Source organism: Bacillus sp. RB3, from assembly GCF_030164735.1.
Taxonomy (GTDB): Bacteria; Bacillota; Bacilli; order Bacillales; family Bacillaceae_G; genus Bacillus_A; species Bacillus_A cereus.
The window spans coordinates 44,768-60,950 of record NZ_JASNGE010000002.1 but is presented as its reverse complement, the minus strand read 5'-3'; the positions used below and the strand labels follow the sequence as shown (position 1 = coordinate 60,950).

The following is a 16,183-nucleotide window of genomic DNA, read 5'->3' as shown; positions in this document are numbered from 1 at the left end:
TTCATAGGAACACCCTTACCTTTTATCTTCATAATATTATTTCGTTATTAGTTTTCGTATCATCTAAAATATAATTTTCATTCGAAATACTAATCAGCTATTAATTGAATTCATTAACTGGAAGAAATATTCCGCTTCATGAGTCTCATTCAATTTATACCATGAATGAAGTGTATCCGGCGCAAATACATCTAATTTTCTCAATACCTCCATGGCAAATTCTAGAGGAGCTACACCCGATGCGGTAATAAAGTTTTCACTGGATGATACAGGTCCCTCTTTATAAAAATTTTCTCCTTTATAAGTAGGACAAACCATTTTCATATACTCTAAACTATTACTTGTGTGATTTATAGAATCCAAGTAACCGTAATTTGCAAGACCTATAGTTGCACCGCAAATGGCAGCCACAATTGTACCAAGTTTTAAAGCCTCATCAACTTTTTGCAAAATAGGTTTATGTATTTCTTCACTCCAAGTATTCCCTCCAGGTAAAATTAATAGATCGTTACTCTCAAGGATACATTCATCTAGGGAAATATCCGGCTGTATATTCAAGCCCCCCATTGAAATAACCATTTCTTTATTTATTCCAACTGTGACTACTTTAAAAGGCGCTACATCTTTTTTAAAATATCTCCCTGTATTAAGTTCAGCAATTAAATGTCCGTACTCCCAATCCGACATCGTGTCAAATACATATAGATAGGCTTTTCTTGTTTGCATTCAATAACACTCCATTCATATACTACAGTTTTAATTACAAAAATTGCTCTTTTCAGTTTAACATTTCATTCAATATTTATGGTTTAAAATTCCAAATAAAAGAGCACTTGTTTCCGCAAGTGCTCTTTTTGGGGATTTTGAGATATCCTATTAAAGAAAGTTAAGGTTACTTAAAGTTAATAGGTACTTCTATTATATGCTTGTCCTTTTTATTTGTGCATAATCAATATATAAACATCTTTAATAATTCTTAATAACTTTTAATTATAGTTCTCTCTTACATTTTATCGTTAAAAAATTGGCTTTTTCTCACGAGAAATTATCTTTTTATATTGTACCTATCTAATACTTTTTCTAACATTTCTAAAGTTATTGGTTCTGCTTCTTTTATTAATCGATAACCAATACGCCCATTCGGTTCCGCTGTAACTTGCTGTAAACTCTTTACATCATGGATCCCTTTTTCTCTTAATTGCATATATAGTTGTTGCTCCGACATTTTTGCCTGCATCAAATTTTCTTTTACAATCTCTCCGTTTTCAACAATTATAATGCTACTTCCATTTAGAAATTGTTCCACCTTCTTTGATTTCAATTCAAAGAAATGAATAATAAGTAATATGCTTGCAAATATGATGGCCGCAAATATAGATGGGACTACTTTTCTACTTAATACAGGTTCTACAATAATACGGCCGATTGATACAACTATAATGATTTCAGCTCTTGTCATTTGGCTGACAGATGCACTACCTGTCATTTTCAAGACAATTATTCCAGTAAAAGTTAATATAATACTTTCCCAAATTATATTCATAATAACCCAATCCTTTAATGGTGTATTTTACTATCATTCCCATTAAAGTTGTGTTTTACTTACCTATTAAGTTGTTAAATCCTTCAGACCATGATGGAAATAAAGGTATCCAACCATACTCTTTACGTGCCTTATTATTGGAAGCTCCTCTTTCCCAACTATTTTTCCCATCTTGAACTTTAGGCTTAGGTGCCCCTATCGCTGCTGCATATATTGGTAACCATTCTTTACTAGTTGCTGGATAATTATCTACAATATTTACGATTCCTGAAGGCCAATTAAGGGCTAGCATAGTAGCTCTTGCAGCATCTTCGACATGTATAAACGAGCTTATCCCGTCTGATGCGATAATCTCATTATTACGAACTTGATTTGCTATTAATCCGTTTTCCGCATACCATGTTCCTGGTCCATATAATGTGCCATAACGAAGTATAACCGATTCAGGTAACTCAGTAACAGCTTCTTCTAATTTTAATATGCCATTAACAGTGACTTGCCGAGGCGCGGAAGCAGTAATATGTAGTGAATCTTTTTCAGTCGCAAATGTATCCCCTGGTTCATACGCCCATGAAATACTTTGAGCGATTATTTTCTGTACCCCTACATTTTTAGCTGCATCGACAAGGTTACGAGTGCCTTTTGTTCTAATTTTTGCATTATCCTCAAAATTCCATGATGACAATGACGTTAATTGATGAATAACTACATCGGGATTTGTTTCTTCTAATACAGAAAATACAGCCTCTCTATTAAATACATCAGCTATTACTGGTATGGCACCAACCTTTTTCATTGCTTCTACTTGCGAAGTAGTACGGATCATCGCAAACACCGTGTGCCCATTTTTTATTAACAGTGGTAATAAAGAACGTCCTATTACACCAGTTGCACCTGCTACAAATATTTTCATATATGTTCCTCCTCATTTAGTAATCATAAATGTGACGAAACATTTGTGAGGTATGTGACAAATATTTACTCATTTTTTTCGTTATTCATATGAAACATATACTTTTAATGGTTTAATTATCCCTAAACTCAATTCATCAAAGCATTCTATGAGTGAAGTATAATGTATTTCATGTTGAAAGATCTCTTCTATAAATGGTGTTTTTCCTATTTCTTCAAAAAACCAGTCTGCATGCTTTTGATAATCGGATCCATCACTTGATCCAACGATTTGCAATTCTTTCTGATAAAAGTTAGCAGTTAATGTTAGTTCTTCTATATTACCATCAGACAGTATACATATTTCACCATTAGTTTTAAGAGTTTTTTGCAAAGTATGGAACCCACTATTTGTAGCAGAACATTCAAAACCCTAATTATATGTTTCTATTATTTTCTCTTCTGAATCATATATGTTTTTCGCACCAAACTTCTTTGCAAAATCTCTTCTATTTTTATTAGGCTCAACAACATCCACGTGCTCAATGCCTACATAGTATTTTAAGAAATTACAAGCGAGTAAACCAATAACTCCCATTCCAGTTATAAGTACTTTTTCATCCTGTCGCGGGTTTAGTTTCAATACTCCTTTAGCGGCATCACACGAAAGAATAGATAATAAAGCAACTTTAGGTTGTATAGAACTAGGCACTCGGATTACTTTATGCCCCTTAACTATCCCTATCGTTTCATGTCCATAAAAAGAAACTACTTTATCACCTACGTTTACATGTGTTACTTTATTACCAACTTGAATCACTTCACCATAACTTTCATATCCAGTTTTTCTTGGATAAAAAGGATTCGTTTCCGTAACATCGGATCCATTATACTGTGGTAACTCGGCCCCAATGCTTATCGCTCCTGCGATTGTTTTAACGATAATTTCATCGTCCTGTATGTCCTTAATTTCATTTATTTCCCACTTGAGTTGTTTAGGCCCTTTTAAAATTAATTTATATTGTTCCATTTATATCCTCTCTTTTTATAAAGATGTTATAAGTAATATTGTTATCCATCTAGTTATCGACTATATTTATTTACCCACTAGAGAAATTACCCTTGCCCACGTTTATACCGTTACTGCTCCTGTACATTACTGTTCAGCATCTAACACTTTAAGATTACTATTCTGATAACATTTTAAGAAAAGTTGTTGCCGCCCAAATGAAATACGCAAGTTGCGTAACGATATACATCGTAATTTCAAAACCTGTAAGCTTTCTTTCCTTTTTTATTTTCTTTAAATATCTATAAAAACAAAATGAACATAAAATCAGTAAAACAATAGACATTTGATATAGATTTCCCACTAAAAGAACTGCCATTTATTTCATCACCTTTCCAATAAAGTGAAACTTTAATCAGTGGGGGGTTTGTTCATCCTCCACTGATTATCAGCCCCCACCAGTCGGGATTTAACGGGATAAAAAATATATAGTTCAAGCATATCATTTTAACGGAACTAATTACCGCAATTTTCAAATTAAATGAACTTCCTAAGTAAAAGAAGTAACTTTTTGGAAATGTTTCAATACAATATTATGTAATTCAATACGCTCTATATAATATTAGATTAGGTTTTCTTTTACTGTACATGCTTAGGAGGAAGTTTTACATGCAATTGATTCATAACATACAAAAAACGTTTAATAACCTATGTAACTACGATACGGTCAATTTAATACACGCTATTCAATCATTAAATATTTCACTTCATAAAATATCTCCTTTTATTACTTCACCAGTTAATCTTGAATACGGACGGAACGTTATCTATCAGTCTGAATTTGTAGAGATTTTAGTATTAAATTTCCCCAGCAAAGCAAAGACTTTTGTGCACGATCACGGAATATCTGTAGGATGTATACTAATAGTCAATGGTACGCTACAAAATATAACGTACGAAAATAATAGCGAGCGGATTGAAGAGTTTACAGAGGGAAATATTTTCACAGTAAAAAAAGATACTGTGCATAAAATGTATAATGCTACAGATTCGGCAGTAATAACTTTCCACGTATATTCCCCCCCATTAAAAGATGTCCAAATATATGAATAGTCTTTAGAAGGAGGAAATATGCAAAATTTGAAAGATTACTATATAAAGAGCTTACAAGATGGTCGTAACGTTTGGCTCTATGGACAAAAAGTAGATGTAACTACAGACAAACATTTTGCAGGAACATTAAGTACCATTTCTAATTTATTTTCATTGTTTGATGATCCAATACGAAGAGATTCTATTGGATATGTTAGCCCAAAAACGAAAAAATTTGTCCATACAGCCTTTTTAATTCCGAATTCCTATAACGAATTATTAATGAGGAGAACCGCTTTTGAAACGTGGAGTTATGCTACAGACGGTGTAATGAGTAGACTATCTGATTACGCAAGATCGAGACTTACCGGCTGGTACGTATCAAAATATTTTTATAAAAAATTCGATGTACAGTTTCCAGATAAAATTACATCTTATTATGAAGAAGCGAGAGATAATCACTTGTTCTTAAGCGTAGTTCAACGTGATCCACAAATAAATCGATCTACAGAATCAATGTTGAATACAAATGACTTAGGATTACTAAGAGTTACGAAGAAAACTTCTGACGGAATTTATTTAAGTGGTGCTAAAATGATCGGTACTGCTTCTCCTTATTCAAATGATTTATTAATCTATCCATTAGCAAAACTGACTGATACTCAAAAAGATTTAGCTCACTTTCTCATTGTAGCAGCCAATTCTCCTGGATTACATATGGTTTGTAGAGAACCATTTGCGAATACACATTCAATTACAGTTGATTCCCCTCTTAGCTCACAGTACGATGAAATGGATGCACTATTAATCTTTGATAATGTATTTGTACCATGGGAACGTGTCTTACTATATAACAACCCTGAAGCGTTATGGGCAATAAAGTCAGATATAGCTTCTAGTAGTTTAGCTTATCACCAAGCAATTGTACGATTAGTAGTAAAGCTAGAATTTATAACTGCAATTGCTTGTGAAATTGCTGAAGCAATCGGTGCTACTACTTATTTGCATGTTCAAGAGAAGCTTGGGGAATTAATTATGCAAATCGAAACAATTCGCGCACTTTTAATTGCTGCAGAAGTTGAAGGTACTACAAATGAAACAAAAACTTATTTGCCGAAATTTAAATATATCGAAACTGCAAGGAATCTTGGTTCCAAATATTATCCCCGTGCAATAGAAATTTTACAATTAATTGGAGCAGGTGGTTTCATTCAACTTCCTTCGAGCTCGAATGACTTCCAGAGTCCAATAGATGATTTATTGAAAAAGCACTTTAAAGGAACAAATATAGATGCCGAACAACGCACAAAATTATTTAAGTTAGCCTGGGATATTATTGGAAGCCCATTAGGATCAAGACACGAATTGTACGAAAGATTTTACGCGGGAGATTCAATACGAAATACAGCTACGCAATATGTAAATTATGATAAAAATCATTTTAAAAAGATGCTAAGTAAATATTTACATTAATGAAAAAGAGCACTTTTTGCTAAGAGTGCTCTTAAAAAACATATAGTTATTCAGTTACATATATAGTTGCTCCGGCCACAACTGCTACTTTTCTCCGTAATCGTTTCATTTTATTCAGCTTTATAACCTCTGGTATATGCTTCCTATCATATTTCCTCATATAGGCTTCTCCATCTGGAGTAACTAATTGTAAAACAATCTCACAACAAACTTCCTAATTCAAATTATTCCTTTCTAAACTGAAAATCCAACTGTCTTGATTGCTTGATTTCCTCAATTACTTTACGAATACCTTCTTCAATCTTATCTTCTTTTACATTCGAAACATTTAATTTTAATAGTTTTTCTTTAGGAAAATCCCTCATATAATTCTTATCAATAGTATCGACACTTATTTGAATGTCACCTAATTTTTGTATAAGTGTTTCTGTAACTATGTTTTTCGGCATTTCTAAACAAGTGTGTATTCCAAGTGTGTTTTGTCTATTATATGTAAATAATGATGAATTTTCATTTTGCACTTTTTCTAATGTTTCTGCTAGTTTTATTGATCTATTGTAGTAGGAAGAATTAATTTTACTTTTATGACGTTCAAACATACCGCTCTTTATATAAATTTCTAAAGCCGCTTGAGAAATCATCGGACTATCAATATCTAGTATTTTTTTGTATGTATAGAAAGCATTTGCAATGGATCGTGGGATGACCGCAACTCCAACCCGTAAACCTGGAAAAATAATCTTCGAATAACTTTTCAAATATATGACATGACTACAATTATCCAAGCTATATAACGGATCTGCTTTTGAATCAGTTTCTAAATCTGCTAAATAATCATCTTCCACTATAAATACATTGTAATTCTTAGCCAATAGTGTGATTTTTTCTTTCTCATCTTTAGAATAAGATGTTCCAAGCGGATGATGATATCTCGGTATCGTATAGAAGAATTTTATTTTTCCAGTTTGAAATATTTGCTCCAATTCATTCAAATCGATACCTTCATTCGTACGTTTAATACCGATTACAGGAACTTTATTTATTTCTAGATAATCAATATATAGATGATATGTTGGCTGTTCAATTAATACAGTTTCATTTCCATTCGGAAATGGTATAGAAGTTAATATAGCAAGTGCCTGCTGAACACCTGACGTTATAAAAATATTTTCTTCTTTTGTAAAGACTTGATAATTTGCTAATTGTTTTTGAATGACCGGAATTAAAGACGGTAAACCTTTTGGCGTCCCATATACGAACAAGTCATTTTTATACGTATCAATGGCCTTATTAATACAATGCTGAAAATCTAAATACGGGAAAACATCTGGATCTGGTGCTGAAGAAGCGAAATCAATTATCACGTTATTTTCTATGGTATTTCCAGATTTTTTAACAACGTAGTACCCACTTTGAGGCACGGAATAAATAATATGACGCTTTTCTAATTCGTGAAGTGCTCGTATAACTGTTGCTTTATTACATTCATATTGTGTAACGAGTGACCGTATAGACGGTAATTTCTTTCCTTCTTTTATCACTCCATGTTGAATCATGTTTTCTATATCATTTAAAACATGTAAATACTTATACATTATGACACCTCTTACGTTTATTTTGTACCGGTACAGTTTGTATTTGTTCACATTGTAGCACTAGATCAAAAAGATTACTATGTACGTATACTGGCCAGTAAGAAATTAACTACTATGAGGTGAAATTATGAAAAATACAACAAAAGCATATATATCAGCATTACTCTATTCATTTATTATTGGATTTTCCTTTTTATTCGTGAAACTAACACTAACCATTACAAGCCCTCTTGATACTCTGGCTCATCGTTTTACAATTGCTTTCATAGCAGCAAATATTCCGGTTATTTTTGGATTCGTAAAGTTAAATATATCATTAAAAAACATACTTTCCCTTTTACCAATTGCGATATTTTATCCAGCAATTTTTTTTGCTTTTCAAGCTTTTGGCTTAGTGTATACAAGTTCATCTGAGGCGGGAATTATACAAGCGGCGATCCCTATATTTACGATGATGTTAGCTTCCTATTTTTTGAAAGAGTATACGAATACATCACAAAAAATCTCTGTACTCATCTCCGTCATCGGTGTCATTTATATATTTATAATGAATGGTCTAGGGGCTTATGAAACTAGCGTCATCGGCGTTATTCTTATTTTGTTATCGGCATTATCATCTGCTTTCTATAATGTATTAGCACGAAAAATGGCGAATAATTTCAAGCTAATGGATTTAACCTACACAATGACAGCGATTGGCTTTATTAGTTTTAATTTAATTGCTATCGTCAGCCATATAAACAAAGGGACATTAACTATATACTTTAAACCATTTATGAACGGAACATTTCTTATTTCCATTTTATATTTAGGTTTGCTATCTTCTTTACTAACCGCATTGTTATTAAACTATTCGTTATCTTATATTGAAGCAGCTAAAATAAGTGTTTTCAGCAACTTATCTACACTTATTACAATTATCGCGGGTGTTGTATTCTTACATGAACAAATCGCATACTATCACATCATCGGAACAATCTTGATTGTTCTTGGAGTAGTGGGCACAAACTTCTTAGGAAAAAAAGGGATTGTAGTAAAGAAGAAGAATACTTCCTTAAGTAAATAAAAAGTGAGGGATATATATTGCAACGTGTAAATACGATTGATATTAGTAATGTACTAGAATTAGAAAATACTCTTTCTACTTTATTAAATGAAGTGATTTCTTCCAAGCTAGAACTTGAAAACTGGTTAAAAAAACAATCTACTTTCATTTGGGAAATTGAAGAACAATTAAAATCGCACTATATCGCTTTCCAATGTAATACAGATAATAAAAAAATTAAAGATACTTACGAATATGATCAACAATATGTACGACCTCTTTTGAAACGTTATCAAAATTCATTTGATAATAAATATTTAGAGTCACCTTTTCGAATGGAACTTGATCTAAATACGAATAGCTTACTAAATAAAAAAATAAAGAATGCGCAAACATTATTTTGTGAAAAGAACATTGATTTAGAGATAACTGAAGACAAACTAGTAACAGAGTACTTCGAAATTACAGGTGGTTTAACTGCACTATGGGACGGTGAAGAAAAAACAATTACTGAACTACAGTCTTACTTACAAGATTCAGATCGTGATATACGAAAAAAAGCAAAAACGCTTATTTCCGAAAAGTTCTTATCTGTTGAAGATAAATTACAACATATATTAAATGAATTAATCGTAATTCGTCACCAAAAAGCAAAAAACATTCAGTTAGATAATTATCGTGATTATATGTTTAAAAAACATGAACGTTTTGATTATACGCCTGATGACTGCTATGAGCTTGCTGAATCTATTCGTAAATACGTAGTACCACTTATTGATAAAATATTTAATGAGAAAAAATGTGAACTTCAAGTAGATACCCTTCGTCCATGGGATTTAAAAGCAACCGCACCAAATCAAAAAGCATTAAAACCTATCGAAGACGCGAGTGATTTAATCGAAAAAAGTTCTCTTATTTTACACAAAGTAGATCCTGAATTTTCTACATTACTGGACCGTATGCATAAAAATAATTGCTTAGATTTAGAAAGTCGTAAAGGAAAAGGACCAGGAGGATTTTGCGAATATTTGCCTGCTTCTCAATTATCTTTTATTTTTATGAATCTCAATCATACACATTATGATGTTACTACTTTCCTCCATGAAATGGGTCATAGTATTCATAATGATTGTATGAAGCAGTTAGAGCTTCATAAATATTTAGAAATCCCTTCAGAATCAGCAGAACTTGCTAGCATGACAATGGAATTGTTTTCGATGGAGTATTGGGATATTTTTTATGAAAATAAAGAAGAATTTATAGAAGCAAAATTAGATTTCTTTAAAGATATTGTTAAGTATTTACCACAAATGCTTATCGTTGATCAATTTCAGCATTGGATGTATGAAAACCCTAATCATACCGCTAAAGAAAGAAATGAAAAATATTTAGAATTACATAACGCTTACCAATCGAACATCGTAAATATTGAGGGTTATGAAAATTGGATCGCAACTGGCTGGTTACCTGTACTACACATATTCGAGATACCATTCTATTACATTGAATATGCAATTGCACAACTTGGTGCGCTACAAATGTATAAGCAATATAAAGAAAATCCTAAACAAGCACTAGAAAATTATAAAAAAGCCTTATCATTAGGTAGCTCTAAATCTTTACCGGAAGTATATGAAGCAGCTGGAATTCGTTTTGATTTTTCTGGCGAAACAATTAAAGAACTAATGTTATTTGTAGAGGGCGAATTAGCGTTACTTGAACAATTGTAAGAAGGTAGCTGTTCCTATATTTTAGGTTCAGCTTTCTTCTTTATTTTATTTATTAATTCTATGTACTGAGAATCACCATATCCGATTTTTGGAAAAAGTTGAAACAACTTTATTAATAATTCTTGATTTGATAAACCTTGATTTTTAGAGATAAATTTCATTACGATATTATCTTCTTTTAGCATTTCTAAAAATAAGTCTATAGCCTGATACATTACAGGTGGTACCTTATGAGAAGTCTTTTTATGGTTTACTAATACTTCATTGTATATAGTAGAATAATTACCCAATTCAAGTTCAATTTGATTTACTTTAAATTCATCCTCCCTGAAACTATTTAAGTATACTTTCCCTTCATAACAAGACTGTTCAAGGTATGAAAGTAAAGCAAGTAGATTCATTTGGCAAAACATATCTTCACCAAACCATAAAACAATACATTTATACTTTTTCGCAAAAAGTTTTTCTAACGGATCTATAACCTTTTTTTTATAACTTTCTACTGAACTGTTATGACCTTCTGCTCTTGTTTTAATAAACTCTTCATTAAAAACATGTTTAGTAGCGGGATTCACACACATCGCTTCGTTAAATGGAGCATAATAAGACTCACCCATTAGCTTCTCAGTTTTAAATTCTTCATACATCATTTGGCCATTCAATATGTTAAGTACATCTTTATCAAACAACTCACTATTTTCATTTCGTAACTGTTCAACTTCTATTTTTCTAGAAATATTCATTTTAAACTCTCCTTCTATTTTTAGTTTAATAAATGATTGAATAGGCATTTTGTTAAGCTGGAATTCTCTTGGATTCATTCCAAAAACATTTTTACATATTCAATTTAGCCGTTCCTATTTATAGTGCGATAGAATATTCATTTGCTGGAAATGGGAATATCATTGACTATGAGTATTCTATTACAAAAGAACTATTTGAAGGCTATCAAGAGGAAAATGAACTACCTAAAGAAATGATAGACAAGTTTCTATTATTTGTTAAATTAAAGGAAATTTTTGAATATAGCTTAATGCACATGTATTGGGATAAAAAAGAATTAACTGAGGAACAAATACGGATAATGAATCTTTATAGGTTAAAACTTGAAAATAATTATTCTTTAATAAATATGTAAAGCGAATGTTGTTTAACTACGTAACTATAGTTGAACAACATCCGCTAAAAACTTGATTGATTAGGAATGTTTTACATATCATCTTTTATTAGTTGTGATTCTTTTACGTGCTGTTTCTTAATTAATATTGCTTTATACAAAAACACTATACCTAGTACAGCGAAAATGATACTTACAGGAATGCGGGCAATATGAGGAAGGTAGCGCGAAAGAAAAAATAGACGGACTCTTTCATCCACATCAAATATTTCAAAGACAATCGGCACTATACTTTGGTGCACCAAGAAAAAGATTCCCATAAACACAAGAAGAACAACAACGGTAAGTTTTTTCTTTGGTAATTCCATTTCTTTATTACGAATTTTCTTTTTGTAATTATCACTGTTAATTTTCATCCCACTTTTCATTTCAAATAGCAACTCAGGGCCATTTCTTTCAAGTTTTTTGTAAGCGATGCGCCCAAATAGCCATGCTAAAAACACTCCCGTACAAACCCCAGTCGGTACACCTAACCATTGTATGAATTGTATATGTAATGATGTCCCCAACCATATAACTAGTAACGAAGGTATCGTTATTACTAGCACCATCAACAGCATGAGCCACGTGGTTATAAACATTTTACTCGCATTCATATCGTCAGCAGATATTATCGTTCCTCTTCCACGGCGATGTGGATCAGTAATTGGAATTAAATTAACTACAGAAAATAAGACAATAAGGCCGACTGTCCCACCAAGTAAAGCTGGGACTACTGCAAATACCCATGGATAAACGAAAGTAAGTCCGCTAGAAAAAGTGAAAATTATTGTAGTTAAAATTGCCACAGGACCAATAGCTATCAACCAAGCTAATTGGCGGCCACGCACGTCAATCCTTTCTGCACCAGGTGTCACCAACGTTAACCATAACGCGCTTCCATCGAAACCATATAAATTACAAGCAAACATACCTGTAAATACAACCATAATTCCCCCCGCCCAAGGCATTAAGTAAGGTATATTAGCAATCGTAACTAAAACCCCATAAAATACACCTATCCATATGCCCATTCGCAGGAAACGGCCTCGTTGTGGATCTCTTCTCCAACTTTTAAGTTCCTTAGTTATAACAGCTCCTATTTTAGTTTCAAAAAAGATTTTAAAAGCCTTTCTATAATGCTTATTAATAATCTTCACTTGAACTTTTTTTGAATCTATCTCTTTACGTCTAGTCAATAATATAGTCCATATAAATAAAAGAAACCCACAAAATATTGTTATTGTACCTAAGAAAATAAAAGCTAATAACCAATTAGATTGACTAGCGTACTCTACAGCAAGTATCGTCCAACTAGATGGAATCATGTAAAATAGCGTAGTATCACTAAATACGATTCTATTGATTACAGGAAGTGCATACCAGCCGACATTTAGAAATGCAATGATGAAACCAATGAACATCGCTCCCATTTCCATACCGACTCTTGATTTCATCGCCTCACCCATAATACTAACTATTACTTTGGATAACAATACTACAAAAACTAACTGCAAAATAATTGCTGGAACTGCTACTATAATCGCATATATGCTAATTCTAGCTGCATAAATTAATAATCCTATAAAAGCTAAAAAACTAACCAGTGGTCCTACTCCTATAAAAGTTACACCGAGAAGCATCCTAGCTAGTTTATAAGAATTGAGCGGAAGCAACACAAAATATTCAGGGCGTAATATTTCGTCTCCTCCAGTAAGCATCGGACCTATAATCCATCCTACTGTCCAAATGGCGAATGTTACATATAGAATGCTTTTTGATATATTTTGTTCTGTCGGATAAAAAGAAAAAAGTAAAATAGTTCCAATCGCTAGCGACAAACCAACTAATCCTGTCATAATAAATAGAACTGCCCTGCCACGATTCATTGAATGTTTAAGTATTGATAACTTCATTTGAATTAAAACATTAACCAAGACAATTCCCCTCCTTTAGCGGCGGGTTTACCTACTAATCGAATGAAAATATCCTCTAGTTTTTCTTCACCACAAACATCTTCCATCTTTCCGGATGAAAGTACTCCCCCTTTCGAAATAATTGCAACGTGGTCACAAAGTTGTTCAACTAATGCCATGACGTGACTAGAAAATACTACAGAACCACCTGAACTAACAAATTTCTGTAAAATCTTTTTAATAGTAGTTGCAGAAATGGGATCTACCGCCTCAAACGGTTCATCGAGAACGAGTAATTTTGGCGCATGAAGAAGTGCAAGTGCAAGGCCGAGTTTTTTACGCATACCAGTAGAATAATTAATAACTAAAGTCCCCTCAGTATTATTCAACTCTAATACTGCAAGTAATTCTTCTGCCCGCTGAGCAACTTCATTGGCATCTATTCCTCTTAACAACCCCATATATGTTAATAATTCGCGACCAGTAAGTCTTTCTGGTAAAGCCAATCCATCTGGTAATACTCCAATCAACGTTTTAGCTTGTTTTGGATTACTCCAAACATCAATCCCAAAAACTTTAGCGTTTCCGCCATCCGGCCTTAACAAACCAACAGCCATTGATAAAGATGTAGTTTTTCCTGCTCCGTTAGGTCCAACAACTCCGTAAAAAGAACCACTTGGAATAGTTAAATCAATACGATTTACTGCAATAAATTCACCGAATCGCTTATGTAATTTCAAAAGTTGTAGCGCAGGAGCAGATTTCTCAAATTCGGTATTCAATGAAATCGATTCATCAGTTTTCATAAAACAGACTCCTTTTTTACTACTATATTCTTTGTAAGCAAAATCCAATAATTTTACTCATTTAATTACAATACTGAAGCATTAATTTATTTAGTAATTCATTATTATTAGCTGACACCTTTTCAGTTAACCTAGCTGCAATAATAATAGGAGCCCATTGAAAGATCTCATCTCTTGATAAGCCCGCATTTCTGCAATATATATGTAAATACATTTCAGCTAATTCTACTGAAGCTTGAGCGTACAATAAATATGTACGAAATACATCTGCACGAATATCACCTGAAGTCGCATCTACCCAATCTATAATTTTCACATTACCATTACTGAGAATTAGATTAAATGGATGGAGATCACCATGACATAATCTATGTTCAAATTTGATTGCATCTAACTTATTTAATATATTTTCCTTTTGTTTTTCATCCAATTTATGTACAGATTTAATTTGTCGTTTTAACTTTTCTCTCATTGATTCCATATCATCGATATTCACACATATAGCATGGATCTTTTTTTGCTCATTAACACAAAGTCCGATATAACGCTCTGCCTCATTTAAATTATTAAGTAGGAGATCACCAACACTGTCCCCTTTTACGTATTCCATAATAATTGCCTGTCTATAGTGTATCTTTGTCACTTCAAATACGTTTGGAACTGGCAGCCCGCATGAATAAGCATATTTTTGTTTTTTTGCTTCATTCATAGACTCTGTACCTGGAAGATATTCTTTAAATAACTTCACAATCTTATTATCATACAGATAAATTTTCGCTGTATTTCCTTTAGCCATTGGCTCACCTAAGTTCAAGTTTCACCCTCCTTAAACCATATAGTATTCTACACCCCTATTTTAAATTCACTACAATGTTAAGAAATCCTTCTACTCACATAAATCCTATTATTACAAAAATCTCTGAAATGCTAAAAGAAAAGTACGTATCGAAAACAGCCCTATAATTTTTTAGCATAATTATAGGGCGACTTTAATGATGTTGATAATTTTTTGTTTCGTTTGACTTAAATAATTGTTATTTTTAGTAGAAATTAATATACCAATCGGGATTTTAGAATTAAAGTCCTTAATCTTAAAAGATAGTATTTCTTCATTCAAAATTGTACCTTTCGGGATAATTCCTATCGCATTTTCAAAAAGCATTTCTGGAATGAGGTTTAAAGCACTACAATTATAAACTCTTTTAAAAGATAAATTATTTTTCGCTAGGAGAGAACTTACAGATTGATACGAATAACAATTACTTTCTCCTACAATAACTGGATAATCTATAATATCAAATGCTTCAACGGATTCTTTTTGTAACAAAGGATGCTCGGGATTATTCACTATAAATTCAATCTGTTCATCACATATTGGGATGAATTTTACCTTTGATTTATTTTCATTATTTCCGCACACCGCAAAATCAATCTTATTATGTTCTATCATTTCTGATAAAAGTGCTGTATTTCCCACTACAAAATCACAATGTATATATGGTTTTTCAGCATTTAAAAACTCTAATATTATTGGTATTAACCTTTTAGCAACGGATTCTAATAGGCCTATTCTCAAACGCCCTTTTTCTTCATTACTAATACGTTGTGCTTGAGTTATAGAATATTCCCAATGTGTTACTAAGTTTTCTACTTCCTCTGCAAAAAGTTTTCCTTCTTCTGTTAATCTTGCATCCCATCCTCTTTCAAATAACAGAAAACCAATTTCATTTTCCAGCTTTTTTATATGTGTTGTTACTGTTGATTGTGCATAGTTTAATTGTTTAGCAGCTTGTGAAAACGTTCCTTCTTCAATAATTTTTTTAAATGTAAGTAACTCTTTCATTTCCATTTCATACACCATCTTCATCGATTTTATTGATAATTCGTTAATATATTTTCAATTATACAAATGGAAATATTGGAAGTA

At 32.2% G+C, this 16,183-nt stretch carries 15 protein-coding genes and 1 pseudogene; 5 read left to right on the top strand and 11 right to left on the bottom strand.

The window, feature by feature from the left end; all coding sequences use genetic code 11:
• Positions 1-93: 93 nt before the first annotated feature.
• From QO049_RS03115 to QO049_RS03095, 5 genes and pseudogenes are all read right to left on the bottom strand, one after another.
• Positions 94-726, bottom strand: coding sequence for a type 1 glutamine amidotransferase family protein (locus QO049_RS03115; RefSeq protein WP_001194775.1), 633 nt, complete (start codon positions 724-726; stop codon positions 94-96).
• A 319-nt stretch (positions 727-1,045) separates the two neighbouring features.
• Positions 1,046-1,543 (bottom strand): DUF421 domain-containing protein, encoded by a 498-nt coding sequence (locus tag QO049_RS03110; RefSeq protein WP_001021697.1) that lies wholly within the window; start codon positions 1,541-1,543, stop codon positions 1,046-1,048.
• A 55-nt stretch (positions 1,544-1,598) separates the two neighbouring features.
• Positions 1,599-2,456, bottom strand: a complete 858-nt coding sequence (locus tag QO049_RS03105) for an NAD-dependent epimerase/dehydratase family protein (protein ID WP_016110053.1) — start codon at positions 2,454-2,456, stop codon at positions 1,599-1,601.
• A gap of 81 nt (positions 2,457-2,537) precedes the next feature.
• A pseudogene (locus QO049_RS03100) lies at positions 2,538-3,464 on the bottom strand (zinc-dependent alcohol dehydrogenase).
• A gap of 157 nt (positions 3,465-3,621) precedes the next feature.
• Positions 3,622-3,822: a hypothetical protein gene (locus tag QO049_RS03095; protein WP_246962828.1), complete on the bottom strand. Its 201-nt coding sequence runs from the start codon at positions 3,820-3,822 to the stop codon at positions 3,622-3,624.
• A 290-nt stretch (positions 3,823-4,112) separates the two neighbouring features.
• On the opposite strand from QO049_RS03095, the gene QO049_RS03090 reads away from it, so the two are divergent.
• Entirely contained in the window at positions 4,113-4,556 is a 444-nt protein-coding gene (locus QO049_RS03090) for a cysteine dioxygenase (protein ID WP_001176004.1), read from the top strand.
• An 18-nt stretch (positions 4,557-4,574) separates the two neighbouring features.
• Positions 4,575-6,008, top strand: a complete 1,434-nt coding sequence (locus QO049_RS03085) for a 4-hydroxyphenylacetate 3-hydroxylase family protein (RefSeq protein WP_246962826.1) — start codon at positions 4,575-4,577, stop codon at positions 6,006-6,008.
• 224 nt (positions 6,009-6,232) lie between these two features.
• Here QO049_RS03085 and QO049_RS03080 read toward each other — a convergent pair whose 3' ends face one another.
• Positions 6,233-7,603, bottom strand: coding sequence for an aminotransferase-like domain-containing protein (locus QO049_RS03080; RefSeq protein WP_246962824.1), 1,371 nt, complete (start codon positions 7,601-7,603; stop codon positions 6,233-6,235).
• Positions 7,604-7,730: 127 nt separating this feature from the next.
• Between QO049_RS03080 and QO049_RS03075 the strand changes: the two genes are divergently transcribed.
• On the top strand, positions 7,731-8,669 hold the full coding sequence (locus QO049_RS03075; protein WP_246962822.1) for a DMT family transporter: 939 nt from the start codon (positions 7,731-7,733) through the stop codon (positions 8,667-8,669).
• A gap of 17 nt (positions 8,670-8,686) precedes the next feature.
• Positions 8,687-10,378 (top strand): M3 family oligoendopeptidase, encoded by a 1,692-nt coding sequence (locus QO049_RS03070; protein ID WP_144502175.1) that lies wholly within the window; start codon positions 8,687-8,689, stop codon positions 10,376-10,378.
• Between the two features lie 14 nt (positions 10,379-10,392).
• On the opposite strand, the gene QO049_RS03065 is transcribed toward QO049_RS03070, so the two are convergent.
• Complete coding sequence (locus tag QO049_RS03065; RefSeq protein WP_142314561.1) at positions 10,393-11,199, bottom strand: AraC family transcriptional regulator; 807 nt, start codon at positions 11,197-11,199, stop codon at positions 10,393-10,395.
• Between QO049_RS03065 and QO049_RS03060 the strand changes: the two genes are divergently transcribed.
• Positions 11,190-11,516, top strand: coding sequence for a hypothetical protein (locus tag QO049_RS03060; RefSeq protein WP_063245773.1), 327 nt, complete (start codon positions 11,190-11,192; stop codon positions 11,514-11,516). The two genes, QO049_RS03065 and QO049_RS03060, sit on opposite strands and share 10 nt — an antisense overlap.
• Positions 11,517-11,587: 71 nt before the next feature.
• Here QO049_RS03060 and QO049_RS03055 read toward each other — a convergent pair whose 3' ends face one another.
• From QO049_RS03055 to QO049_RS03040, 4 genes are all read right to left on the bottom strand, one after another.
• Positions 11,588-13,471 (bottom strand): hypothetical protein, encoded by a 1,884-nt coding sequence (locus QO049_RS03055; protein WP_246962820.1) that lies wholly within the window; start codon positions 13,469-13,471, stop codon positions 11,588-11,590.
• Positions 13,456-14,256, bottom strand: a complete 801-nt coding sequence (locus QO049_RS03050; protein ID WP_016110045.1) for an ABC transporter ATP-binding protein — start codon at positions 14,254-14,256, stop codon at positions 13,456-13,458. The genes QO049_RS03055 and QO049_RS03050 overlap by 16 nt, the downstream gene beginning before the upstream one ends.
• Positions 14,257-14,317: 61 nt before the next feature.
• The gene (locus tag QO049_RS03045) at positions 14,318-15,070 is read right to left on the bottom strand and encodes an aminoglycoside phosphotransferase family protein (RefSeq protein WP_284489115.1); all 753 of its coding nucleotides are present in this window, start codon (positions 15,068-15,070) and stop codon (positions 14,318-14,320) included.
• 162 nt (positions 15,071-15,232) lie between these two features.
• Complete coding sequence (locus QO049_RS03040; protein WP_246962818.1) at positions 15,233-16,105, bottom strand: LysR family transcriptional regulator; 873 nt, start codon at positions 16,103-16,105, stop codon at positions 15,233-15,235.
• Positions 16,106-16,183 lie beyond the last annotated feature (78 nt).

What these genes read in the sequence shown, in the direction of transcription:
- QO049_RS03115 (WP_001194775.1), bottom strand. Translation starts at nt 726, where the DNA reads ATGCAAACAAGAAAAGCCTATCTATATGTATTTGACACGATGTCGGAT.
- QO049_RS03110 (WP_001021697.1), bottom strand. Translation starts at nt 1,543, where the DNA reads ATGAATATAATTTGGGAAAGTATTATATTAACTTTTACTGGAATAATT.
- QO049_RS03105 (WP_016110053.1), bottom strand. Translation starts at nt 2,456, where the DNA reads ATGAAAATATTTGTAGCAGGTGCAACTGGTGTAATAGGACGTTCTTTA.
- QO049_RS03095 (WP_246962828.1), bottom strand. Translation starts at nt 3,822, where the DNA reads ATGGCAGTTCTTTTAGTGGGAAATCTATATCAAATGTCTATTGTTTTA.
- QO049_RS03090 (WP_001176004.1), top strand. Translation starts at nt 4,113, where the DNA reads ATGCAATTGATTCATAACATACAAAAAACGTTTAATAACCTATGTAAC.
- QO049_RS03085 (WP_246962826.1), top strand. Translation starts at nt 4,575, where the DNA reads ATGCAAAATTTGAAAGATTACTATATAAAGAGCTTACAAGATGGTCGT.
- QO049_RS03080 (WP_246962824.1), bottom strand. Translation starts at nt 7,603, where the DNA reads ATGTATAAGTATTTACATGTTTTAAATGATATAGAAAACATGATTCAA.
- QO049_RS03075 (WP_246962822.1), top strand. Translation starts at nt 7,731, where the DNA reads ATGAAAAATACAACAAAAGCATATATATCAGCATTACTCTATTCATTT.
- QO049_RS03065 (WP_142314561.1), bottom strand. Translation starts at nt 11,199, where the DNA reads ATGAATCCAAGAGAATTCCAGCTTAACAAAATGCCTATTCAATCATTT.
- QO049_RS03050 (WP_016110045.1), bottom strand. Translation starts at nt 14,256, where the DNA reads ATGAAAACTGATGAATCGATTTCATTGAATACCGAATTTGAGAAATCT.
- QO049_RS03040 (WP_246962818.1), bottom strand. Translation starts at nt 16,105, where the DNA reads ATGGAAATGAAAGAGTTACTTACATTTAAAAAAATTATTGAAGAAGGA.